Below are 11,059 nucleotides of genomic sequence, written 5' to 3' on the forward strand. Positions count from 1 at the left end.
GGATCGCGCCCCGTGAACGCGAGCAGGCGCACCACGCGGGCGCGGAGGTCGCGCGTGGCGCTCGACTCCCCCGGCCGCGCCGCCCAGCCCAGCCGCGCGAGCACGGGCCGGTAGAGCCGGCGCGCCAGCGCCTCCACCGCCGGCCGGTCCGCCGCCGGCACCAGCCACTCGCGGGCGCGCTCGAGCGCCTCGATCGGCGCGGCGGCGACCTCGGGCTGCCGGTCGCGCGCCAGCGCGGTGAGCGCGTCCATCGCGTCCGCGTACGGCAGCGCCCCGGCGCGCTCGGCCGCCGCGACGGACCGCGCGTAGGAGAGCCGCTCCAGGGTGGAGAGCCGCGCCAGCCCCCGCGCGCGCAGCCGCGCCAGGTCGGCGGGCGCGAGCGCCCACGCGTAGTAGCCCGCCGCGCCGGCGTCCGGCATGAGCCACGCCGGGCAGCCCTCGGGGAGCGCCAGCGTCCCCTCGACCTCGTCCAGCAGCGTGCAGCGCTCGCGCACCGCGCCGGCGGCCTCGTAGCGCACGCACACCGGGATGCTCCAGGCGCCGCCCGGCGCGGCCGCGGAGCCGCGCGGCAGCGCCCGCGCCTGCCGGAGCCGGACCCGTGCGCCGGGGCCCCCGCAGTCGACGGCGGCCTCCACCCGCGGCACCCCCGGCTGCGAGAGGAACGTCCGGAACGGCCCGGCGACGTCGCGGCCGGCCGCCGCGGAGATGGCCGCGAGCAGCGCGTCGGTGGAGCCGGTCCCGTCCGCGTGGGCCGCCAGGTAGCGGCGGACGCCCTCTCGGAACGGCGCCTCGCCCACCCAGCGCTCGACCATGCCGAGGAGCGCCGCGCCCTTCTGGTAGCTCATCGCGTCGAACTGCCCCTCCACCTCCTCGATGCGCTCGAGCGGCTTCAGGATGGCGCGGGTGGTCGCGAGCTCGTCCTGGCGCATCGCCCGCGCCGTCCCGGCCGCGGCGGCCACGTCCGCCCCCCACGACGGCTGCCAGCGCTGGACCGCCCGCGTCCCCATCCACTGCGCGAAGGACTCGTTCAGCCAGATCTCCGTCCACCACGGCAGCGTCACGAGGTCGCCGAACCAGTGGTGCGACATCTCGTGGGCCATGGTGTCCGCGATCGACCGGCGCTCGTCGGGGCCCTGCCGGCGCGGGTCGAACAGGAGCGCGGACTCGACGTAGGAGATCGCGCCCGGGTTCTCCATGGCGAGCGGGAAGCCCGGGAGGGCGACGTGGTCGAGCTTCGGGTAGGGGAACGGCGTCCCGAACCACCGCTCCAGCTCCGCGAGCAGCGCCTGCCCGGCCTCGCGCGCGAACGCCGCGTCGCCGGCGCGGCCCCGCGGGACGAGGTAGCGCACCGGCAGCGGCGCCCTGCGGACCCCGTTCGCCGGCGCCGGCGCGTCCACGACGTCGTACGGGCCCACCGTCCAGAACACCAGGTAGGTGGGGATGGGGCGGGTGGCCGAGAAGCGGACGCGGCGGAGGCCGCCCGCGGCCGGCTCGCTGGCCTGCTCCGGGGCGTTCGAGATCGCGACCAGCCCGGCCGGAACGGTGAGCGTCACCTCGAACGGCGTCTTGAACCGGGGCTCGTCGAAGCACGGGAAGGCGCGGCGGGCGTCCACGGCCTCGAACTGCGTGGACGCGTAGAACGCGTCGCCCTCGCGCGCGCGGAACGAGCCGGTGCCGGGGCCCCAGCGCGCCGACCAGGCAAGGCGGATCGTCGCCGGCCCGGGTCCCACCGCCCGCGGCAGGTCGAGCCGCGCGACGCCCGTGGGGTGGACCTGCGTCAGCCGTCCGGCCACGCGGGGGCCGCCGGCGACCTCGACGGTGACCTCCGACACGGCGAGGTCGCGCGCGTCGAGCCAGATCCGGGCGAGGGACCGCTCCAGCACCACCGCGATCTCGGCCCGGCCGCGGATCCCGTCCTCGCGGTCCGGCAGCACCTCCACGTCGAGCGCGTAGCGGACCGGGCGCACCTCGCCGGGGAGCTGCAGCAGCGGAGGCCGGTCCGCGTCCCGGGGGGCCGGCGCCGCGCCGGGCGGCGACACGGGCGCCGCGGTCGCGCGCGAGGCGAGCGCCAGCAGGGCGGCTGCGAGGAGGGCGGGGTGGAGCCGGGGCGGAGCGGCGCGGCGCATCGACGTCACGGTTCACCTCCGGAGACGGAGACGATACGCCGCCCCGGCGCGCCGGGGAACCGCCTCGACGGCCGGCCGCCGGTCCCCGGACGAACGCCGGGCTTGATCGGCGGGGCGCAGTCGGGTACGAGCGCCCGGATCGCAGTGCGCGCGCCTCGACGGCGCGACGGAAAGGTGCCGAGATGCCGAAGACCGAGCTGCCCGTCCTCGAGTTCGTCCTCACGAACTTCAAGAACTTCAACGCGCGCCAGACCCGCGACGCGCTCGTCGCCTACTGGCGGCACGTCGAGGCGGGCGGGAAGATGTTCTGGGCCGTCGCCGGCGCCATGTCCTCGGCCCAGCTCGGCCTCACGCTCGCGCCCGCCATCCGGGCCGGGCTCATCCACGGGTTCTCCGTCACCGGCGCGAACCTGGAGGAGTCGCTGTTCCGGCTGGTCGCGCACCACAGCTACAAGGACTTCCCCGACTACCGGTACCTCACCAAGGCGGACGACACCCGCATCCTCGAGGACCGGATGCGCCGGGTGACCGACACCAGCATCCCGGAGGACGAGGCGTTCCGCGCGGTCGAGAAGTTCATCGTCCCGATGTGGACGCGCGCCACCGAGAAGGGCGAGCGCCGGTTCTGGCACGAGTACTTCTACGAGCTGATCCAGTCGATCGGGACGGACCTCTACGAGGGCGATCCCGAGGCCTGCTGGCTGCTCGCCGCCGCGCGGGCGAAGCTGCCCATCGTGGTCCCCGGCCACGAGGACTCGACGTTCGGCAACATCTTCGCCTCGCACGTGAAGACCGGCGAGTGCAGCCCGTCGATCGTGAAGTCCGGCATCGAGTACATGGCCGCCTTCTACGACCAGTACAAGGAGCTGTCGGCCGGCCAGGGCGTGGGGTTCTTCCAGATCGGCGGCGGCATCGCCGGCGACTTCCCCATCTGCGTGGTGCCGTCGATCAAGTACGACCTGGGCGAGCCGGTGAAGCCCTGGGCCTACTTCTGCCAGATCTCCGACTCGACGACGTCGTACGGCTCCTACTCCGGCGCGACGCCCAACGAGAAGATCACCTGGGACAAGCTCACCCAGGACACGCCGATGTTCGTGGTCGAGTCCGACGCCACCATCGTGGCGCCGCTGATGCTCACCGCGCTGCTCGAGTGCAAGCGCGCGCCCGCCGAGGCGAACGCGCTCATCGCGAAGCTCGCGAAGTGACGTCCGCTTTGGCGGACGGGGGGCGGGATCCCTGCTAGAAGGACGGCATGGAGATCCCGCAACCCCCGCGGACGGCGCCGGCCGTCCGCCGGCTCGGGCTGGGGATGGCCGCGCTGGGCCGCCCCGCCTACCACACCATCGGACACGGCACCGACTTCCCCGAGGGCCGCTCGCCCGAGCAGCTCCGCCGCCACGCGCACGCGGTGCTCGACGCGGCGTACGACGCCGGGATCCGCCACCTCGACGCGGCCCGCTCCTACGGCGCCGGCGAGGCGTTCCTGCGCGCCTGGGCGGACGCCCGCGGGCTCGGCCCCGGCGACGTCACCGTGTCGTCGAAGTGGGGGTACCGCTACGTGGGCGGCTGGCGGGTGGACGCCGAGAAGCACGAGGTGAAGGACCACTCGCTGGAGGCGCTGCGGCGCCAGCACGCCGAGTCGGTCGAGGCGCTCGGCCCGCTGCTCTCGCTGTACCAGATCCACTCGGTGACCGCGGACGGCCCGGTGCTCGGCGACGGCGCGGTGCTGGACGAGCTGGCCCGGCTGCGCGACGGCGGGCTGCGCATCGGGGTGACCGTGAGCGGGCCGGGGCAGGCCGAGGCGGCCGCGCGCGCGCTCGGCGTGGAGCGCGGCGGCCGGCCGCTGTTCACCGCGGTGCAGGGCACCTGGAACCTGCTCGAGCGCTCCTGCGAGGCAGTGCTCGGCGAGGCGCACGCGTCCGGCCGGCTGGTGATCGTGAAGGAGCCGCTCGCGAACGGCCGGCTCGGGCCGCGCGGCGACGCCGGGGCCGACGGGCCGCTCGCGCGCGTGGCGCGCGACGTCGGGACCACGCCGGACGCGCTCGCGCTCGCCGCCGCGCTGGCCCGCCCGTGGGCGGACCTGGTGCTGCTCGGCGCCGCCACCGTGGACCAGCTCCGCTCCAACCTGCGCGCGCTCGAGCTGCAGCCCAGCGCCGAGGCCCAGGAGCGGCTCGCCGCGCTGGTCGAGCCGCCGGCCCGCTACTGGGCCCGGCGCGCCACCCTGGCCTGGACGTAGGCTACGGGGCGGGCAGCGCCGCCAGCGCCGCCGCCACCGCGCTCGCGAGCGGCGTGCTCGGCCGCCCGATCAGCCGCTGGAGCTCGCCGCTCGCGTCGTCGAGCTCGCCCCGGGCGACGCCCAGGTCGGCGTCCACCAGCGCGTCGGCGTACGGGCCCGGGAGGCCGGCGCCGACCAGCACCGCCCGGTACTCGGCCGGCGGCAGGTCGCGGTAGGCGACGGGCTTGCCGGCCTGGCGCGAGACCTCCGCGGCGAGGTCGGCCATGGTGAACGGCGTGCCGGCCAGCTCGTACACCCGGCGCTCGTGGCCGGTGCCGGTGAGCACCGCGGCCGCGGCCTCCGCGTAGTCGGCGCGCGACGCCGCGGCGATCCGGCCGTTCCCGGCGGAGCCCGCGATCGCCCCGTGCGCCAGCGCCGGCGCCAGGTGCTCGGTGTAGTTCTCGAGGTACCAGCCGTTGCGGAGCAGCACGTACGGCACGCCGGAGGCGCGGAGCAGGGCCTCGGTCTCGCGGTGCTCCGTCGCGAGCAGCACGCGCGAGGTGTCGGCGTGCAGGATGCTCGTGTACGCGACCAGGCGGACGCCGGCGCGCCGGGCGGCGTCCACGACCGCGCGGTGCTGCGGCACCCGCCGGCCGACCTCGCTGCCGGAGATGAACAGGAGCTTCTCGACGCCGGCGAGCGCGGGCGCGAGCGTCTCCGGGCGGTCGTAGTCGCCCTCGCGGACCTGCAGCCCGAGGGCGGCGAGGTCGCCCGCCCGCTCGGGGTGGCGGACCAGCGCCACCAGCCCGGCGGCGGGGACGCGCTTCAGCAAGGCCTCGACGGCCCGGTGGCCGAGGTGTCCGGAGGCGGCGGTGATGGCGATCACGGGATCTCTCCTTCGGGCGCGGGCGCCCGGGAATCGGGCCTTGCATACCGGGCCGCGGCACCGTTCGCCCGGCGCGGAACGGCCGCCCTTGACGCGGCGCGCATCGACGGCTATCGAAGGCCCGCCAGGAGCCTCTCCATGCCCGTCCAGCTCACCGACGACGAGTTCTGCAGCATCGCGCGGGCGCTCGCCGACCCGCAGCGCTGCGAGATCCTCCGCCGCGCCGCCGCCGAGGGCGAGGTGGCGTGCTCGCAGCTGGTGGAGGGCGTCGCCCTCTGCCAGTCCACCGTCTCGCACCACCTGAAGGAGCTGGTCGGCGCGCAGCTGCTGGAGCGCCGCCGGGAGGGGCACTTCGCGTACTTCCGGCTCCGGCGCGACGTGATGGAGGCGTACCTGGAGGAGCTGCGGACTCGCACCCTCGCGCCCCCGCCACCGCGCAAGCCCGCGGAATCGCGGGCGCGCGGCGCCTGATCTCCGGCCGCCCATCGCGGGACCCCGGCGCCCCCGCCCGCTTTCGGATGAAAATCGACGGGCGTCGAATTAAGTAGCGGGGGTGCCGATGAACACCTGGTCCCTCGTTCCCATGTTGCTGGTCGAGAACGCCATCCCCGCGGACGCGCGCCGCGCGCTGCACGCCTCGCTGCTGGTCCGCGACGCCCGCCGCGCCCGCGCGGCCCGGGCGCTCGCCGGGCGCATGCTCGTCGCCGAGCGCTGCCTCACGCCGGAGGAGGCGGGCGAGCTCGTCGGGGTGGATCCCGGCGACCTCCAGCCGCCGCTGGTCCCGCTCGCCGCCTGAGCCGAGCCCGCCGCCGGACGCGCTACGGGACGCGCTCGAACGCCTCGGCGGGCGAGAGCGACACCGGGCACGTCTCCGGCGGCTGGGCGCCGCGCGCCACGTGCCCGCACGTGCGGCAGACGTGGAGCGGCTCGGCGGGAGCGCGGAGCTGGTCGAGCCGGCCCACCGCGTCCTGGTAGAGCGCCACCAGCTCCCGCTCCACCGCGTGCGCCAGCGTGAAGCCGAGCGCCGCCTCCGCCAGCCCCTCGCGGCGCGCCTGCCGGACCGCGCGCGGGTAGGACCCGAACCGCTCGGCGCTCTCGTGCGACAGCATCGCGCGCAGGTTGAACGGGGTGTCTCGCACCGTCCCCACCGCGGCCGCGGCCGTCGTGACCGAGCCGCCCAGGCGGCGGAGCGCCGCCGCGTGCAGCTCCGCCCGGATCTGCTCGGAGCGCGCGGCCGCCCGGAACAGCGTCGCCGCGGCCGGGTAACCCTCGCGGTCGGCGGCGGCGGCGAACGCCTGGTACCGGGCGTGCGCGTCGAGGTCGCGCTGGTGCGCCGCCTGGAGGTTCGCCTGCGTGGGGGAGGGCTCGGCGCCGAGCGCCCCTCCCGCGAGCAGCAGCACACACGTCCCGACCGCGATCGCCATCGTCCTCATCGTGAGCCTCCGTCGCGCCTCCCGGACCAGCCCGGGGCGACGGTCACCATGGGAGGACCCGCGCGGCGGCGCCATCCGGCGCATGACGCATGGCCGGGTGCCCTGCGAGATCGGGAGCTTGCCGGCGCGCGGCCGGCGGATGCCGGAGGAGGCCCCCGGGGACGAGCCTAGCCCGGCTCGGGTGGGCCGAGCGCCAGCGCCCGCATCCGCTTCCAGAGCGTCCCGCGCGAGATGCCCAGCCGCCGAGCCGCCTCCGCCCGGCGCCCCCCGCAGGCCTCCAGCGCGGCCCGGATCTCCTCCGGCCCCGGCATCGCGCCGGGGCGGCGGGCCGGCGGCGCGCAGGCCCCGCGCAGCTCGGCGGGGAGGTGCTCCAGGCCGATGTCGCCGTCGCCCGCCTGCAGCGCCGCGAACTCGAGCACGTTCTGGAGCTCGCGCACGTTGCCGGGCCAGGTGCAGGCGGACAGCGTCGCCACCGCGGCCGCGGAGAGGGCGCGCGGCCGCCCGCCGGACGCCGGCGCGTGGCGCTCCAGGAACGCGGCGGCGATCTCGGGCAGGTCCTCGACGTGCTCGCGCAGCGGCGGGACGCGCAGCGGGAACACCGCCAGGCGGAAGTACAGGTCGGCGCGGAAGCGGCCCGCGTCCACCAGCGCGCGCAGGTCGCGGTGGGTGGCGCACACGATGCGCACGTCCACCGGGACCGGCGCGGAGTCGCCCACGCGCTCGATCTGGCGCTGCTCGATGACGCGCAGGAGCTTGACCTGCACCACCGGCGAGATGTCGCCGATCTCGTCCAGCAGCAGCGTGCCGCCGTCCGCCTCCTGGAAGCGGCCGCGCCGGTCGCGCAGCGCGCCGGTGAACGCGCCGCGCACGTGCCCGAACAGCTCGCTCTCCAGCAGGTTCTCGTTGAGCGCGGAGCAGTTCACGCGCACGAACGGGCCGGCGGCCCGGGCGCTGCCGGCGTGGATGGCCTCGGCCACCCGCTCCTTGCCCGAGCCGCTCTCGCCGTGGAGCATCACAGTCGCGTCGGAGCGCGCCACCAGGGCGATCATCCGGCGCAGCTCCTCCATCGCCGCCCCGCGCCCGAGCAGCCCCGAGGCCTGCGGCCGCGCGCACGGGTCCTGCCGGCGCCCGGCGGGCACCGGGTCCACCGGGCTGAAGGACTCGAGCGCGCCCACCGCGGCGCCGTCGGGCGCGAGCAGCGGGACGGCGCTCTTCACGATGACGAGCAGGCGGCCGTCGCGCGTGCGCACCGAGCAGGTCTTGGAGGTGCGCTCGCGCTCGGCCATGCCGCAGCGGATGGGGCCCTCGCCGCAGGCGCAGCCGTGCACCGGGTCGCCGGCCAGCAGCGAGCAGTCGCGCCCGACCGCCTCGCCGGGCGACCACCCGGTGATCCGCTCCGCGGCGCGGTTCCAGAAGGTGATGCGCCCCGCGGCGTCGGTGGTGAACAGGCCGTCGGGGAGCGCGTCGGCGACGGCGTGGAGCGCGTCCTCGCTGCCGAGGCCGAGGAACGGGAGGGGGGCGGCGCTGGGCGGGGACACGTCTCCTCCGGCGTTCACGTGAACGCCGGGTCGGAGCCGCGCGCCCCGTCGTGGGTTCCGCCCAGGGCTGCGGCAGATGGCCGCAGGGCCGGATCCCGGGGGATTCCGGCCCGCGTCGCCGGCGCGGCGGGCGGGCGTTCAGGGGCGCCGGCGCGAACGAGACGGGAGACGTTCACGCGTGAACGCCCGGCGCGACGGCGCCCCGCGGGCGGCCGCGCCATCCGCCCGGGACGGCTCGGGACGTGGACGGAAGCGCGCAGGGCGCGGCGCGGCGCCCGGCGGGGCACGCGCGTTGCTCACCGGCCCCGCGCCGCCCGCCCGCGGGCGCGCGGCGCGCCGCCACCGGCGGTGAACCCCGTTCCGAGGAGAACGTCTTGATCCGAACCGTTTCCATCCGGGGCCTCGCCCTGGCCGCCGCGCTCGCCGCGGCCGCCGGGCTGGCCGCCTGCTCGTCGAGCGACGACAAGAAGTGCCAGGACTTCTGCGGCGAGGGCGCCGCCTGCGTGGGCGGCGCGTGCGTCGCGGTGGAGGCCTGCAGCCCCGCCTGCGACGCCGGGACCGTGTGCCAGGGCGCCGGCGCGTCGGCGAGCTGCGTGCCGCTCCTCTCCAGCGCCTGCGCCGCCGGGTGCGCGCAGGATCAGGTGTGCATCGCGGCCGGCGGCGCGGCCGCGTGCGTCGGCGTGTGCGGCGCCGGGCAGGCGTGGAACGCCGCCGCGCAGCGGTGCGAGGCCACGGCCTCCCTCTGCGGCCCGGGCCAGGCCTGGAACGCCACCGCGCTGCGCTGCGAGATCACGAACATCCACGCGGCCTGGCTCACCGGCCCGTTCACGAAGGGTGAGGAGGTCACCGCCGAGTGCCTCACCTGCCACGCCGCCGCCGGCCAGGAGATGCTGGCCTCGGCCCACTTCCGCTGGGCCGGCCCGACGCCGGGCCTCCGCGACGCCGCCGGCAACCCGGTGGACGACGGGACCATCGGCAAGAAGGGGCTCATCAACGACTTCTGCGTGGCCGTGCCCAGCAACGAGGGGCGCTGCGGCGAGTGCCACGCCGGCTACGGCGACCCCGCGCAGAAGAAGCTCGCCTACCAGCTCGCGCCCGACGCCGGCCGCGTGGACTGCCTCGTCTGCCACGCCGACCTGGCGACCGGCTACGTGAAGGCGCAGAAGAACTTCGGCGTCGCCGACGTGAAGCCCGCGTCCGGCTGCACCCCGGCCTGCACCGCCGCGCAGGTGTGCCTGCCGCTCGCCGGCGGCCCGACCTGCGTCGCGCCCGGCTCGCCGGAGTACGCGGCGAAGCTCTCCGACGTCCTGCTCCAGGCCGCGCGCTCGGTGCGCCGGCCCGGCCGCGACAACTGCGGCAAGTGCCACTTCTACGCGGGCGGCGGCGACAACGTGAAGATGGGCGACCTCGCCTCGTCGCTGGCGGTCCCGGCCGGTCCGGAGGTGGACGTGCACATGGGCTCGGCGAACGCCGGCGCGCCCACGCTGTGCGTGGACTGCCACGCCGGCGACGGCTTCCGCCACGACCGGATGAAGGGCACCGGGCTCTCCGTCGCCATGGTGGAGGAGGCGCCGCTCGCCTGCGCCGACTGCCACGCGCCCACCGCGCCCATCCACACCGCGAAGCACCTCGCCGCGCTCGCCTGCCAGACCTGCCACGTGCCGGCGTTCTCGCGGCAGCTCGCCACCAAGACGAACTGGAACTGGGAGCAGGCCGGCTACAAGGACTGCAGGTACCCCGGGGCGCCGCAGGCCATCGTGGACGCGTGCGTCACCAACCCGGCCAGCGCGGCGTTCGGCACCTCCAAGGCGGTCATCGACGGCGTGGAGGTGGACTACAACTGGCAGAAGGGCGTGTTCGTGATGGAGAAGGACGTGAAGCCTGCGTACCGCTGGTACGACGGCACCGCCCGCCACGCCACCATCTCGGGCGCCCTGGCCTCGTTCGATCCCGCCGACGGGCAGGCGGCGGCCGCCCCCATCGCGCTGTCCGAGCCCGCCGCCCGGCTCGGCGACGCCGGCGCGCGCATCACCCCGTTCAAGCACATGCAGGGCCGGCAGCCGGTCATGATCGACGGCTCGTTCGCGATCGTGCCGCACGTGTTCGGCCAGTGGTCGCTGTGGGGCGTGAAGCCCGATCCGACGACGGCGGGCGCGTCGATCCCGGTCATCCCGGCCACCTCGGCCGAGCCGACCGGGCCGAGGTACGGCGACCACGCCACCTACGCGGCGTTCCTCGACGCCATGTGGAACGACGTCGTCTCGTTCGGCGCCGCGACGGCCGGCCAGCTCCCGGCGCTCGTCACGGTGGCCGCCGGCCACGCCACGCGCGACGCCGCCGGCGACGTGACGCTCGACGCGCCCGGGCACGGGCTCGCCCCCGGCACCTACAACGTCATGACGCCGGACGCCGGGTTCGCGCCCGGCATCAAGGCCGTCACGGTGGTGGACGCGAACACGCTCCGCTGGCACGAGGCGGCGCTGCCGCCTCCGGCCGCGCCGGTGGTCTCGACGCAGCCGGTGCGCGTCTTCCGCGCGCTCGTCCGCGGCGTGGACTGGCGCTGGGGCTACACCGAGATGTTCATGAACGTGAACCACGAGGTGGCGCCGCGGGCGCAGGCGATCTCGGCGTGCATGGATTGCCACGCTCCGGGCGCGCGCGTCCCGGTGTGCGAGCTGTACCAGGGCGCCGCCACCCGGCCGGTCGGCTGTCCGTAGCGCGCGGGTGAGGGGGAGGGCCGCGGTCCCGGTGCGTCCGGGGCCGCGGCCCGCCGTCACCGCACCCTCGCCGTCGCCGCCGGCGCGGCGCGCGGCCGGCGCAGGCGCGGCACGGCCAGGAGCGCCAGCCCGAACAGCGCGAAC

9 protein-coding genes are annotated in these 11,059 nt (G+C 76.6%); 5 read left to right on the forward strand and 4 right to left on the reverse strand.

Going from position 1 to position 11,059, the window contains the following annotated elements; genetic code table 11:
* Window positions 1-2,126, reverse strand: a 2,126-nt coding sequence (locus PSR1_RS17435; RefSeq protein ID WP_237758107.1) for a M1 family metallopeptidase, incomplete at its 3' end; no start/stop codon positions are given.
* Between the two features lie 182 nt (window positions 2,127-2,308).
* On the opposite strand from PSR1_RS17435, the gene PSR1_RS17440 reads away from it, so the two are divergent.
* Complete coding sequence (locus PSR1_RS17440) at window positions 2,309-3,331, forward strand: deoxyhypusine synthase family protein (RefSeq protein WP_059438724.1); 1,023 nt, start codon at window positions 2,309-2,311, stop codon at window positions 3,329-3,331.
* 47 nt (window positions 3,332-3,378) lie between these two features.
* Window positions 3,379-4,362: an aldo/keto reductase gene (locus PSR1_RS17445; protein ID WP_059438725.1), complete on the forward strand. Its 984-nt coding sequence runs from the start codon at window positions 3,379-3,381 to the stop codon at window positions 4,360-4,362.
* A gap of 1 nt (window position 4,363) precedes the next feature.
* On the opposite strand, the gene PSR1_RS17450 is transcribed toward PSR1_RS17445, so the two are convergent.
* Window positions 4,364-5,227 (reverse strand): SDR family oxidoreductase, encoded by an 864-nt coding sequence (locus PSR1_RS17450; RefSeq protein WP_059438726.1) that lies wholly within the window; start codon window positions 5,225-5,227, stop codon window positions 4,364-4,366.
* Window positions 5,228-5,365: 138 nt separating this feature from the next.
* On the opposite strand from PSR1_RS17450, the gene PSR1_RS17455 reads away from it, so the two are divergent.
* A complete protein-coding gene (locus PSR1_RS17455; protein ID WP_059438727.1) occupies window positions 5,366-5,698 on the forward strand; it encodes a helix-turn-helix transcriptional regulator in 333 nt (110 codons plus the stop codon).
* Between the two features lie 88 nt (window positions 5,699-5,786).
* Window positions 5,787-6,023 carry a hypothetical protein gene (locus tag PSR1_RS17460; protein ID WP_059438728.1) on the forward strand — a complete coding sequence of 79 codons (237 nt, stop codon included), beginning with the start codon at window positions 5,787-5,789 and terminating at the stop codon, window positions 6,021-6,023.
* A gap of 22 nt (window positions 6,024-6,045) precedes the next feature.
* On the opposite strand, the gene PSR1_RS17465 is transcribed toward PSR1_RS17460, so the two are convergent.
* Complete coding sequence (locus PSR1_RS17465) at window positions 6,046-6,660, reverse strand: rubrerythrin family protein (protein WP_059438729.1); 615 nt, start codon at window positions 6,658-6,660, stop codon at window positions 6,046-6,048.
* A gap of 167 nt (window positions 6,661-6,827) precedes the next feature.
* Complete coding sequence (locus PSR1_RS17470) at window positions 6,828-8,198, reverse strand: sigma-54-dependent Fis family transcriptional regulator (RefSeq protein ID WP_059438730.1); 1,371 nt, start codon at window positions 8,196-8,198, stop codon at window positions 6,828-6,830.
* A gap of 374 nt (window positions 8,199-8,572) precedes the next feature.
* On the opposite strand from PSR1_RS17470, the gene PSR1_RS17475 reads away from it, so the two are divergent.
* Window positions 8,573-10,915, forward strand: coding sequence for a hypothetical protein (locus PSR1_RS17475; protein ID WP_059438731.1), 2,343 nt, complete (start codon window positions 8,573-8,575; stop codon window positions 10,913-10,915).
* Window positions 10,916-11,059: the final 144 nt, after the last annotated feature.

Origin of the sequence: Anaeromyxobacter sp. PSR-1 (genome assembly GCF_000964525.1) — a bacterium.
In the GTDB taxonomy this organism is placed as follows: domain Bacteria; phylum Myxococcota; class Myxococcia; order Myxococcales; family Anaeromyxobacteraceae; genus Anaeromyxobacter.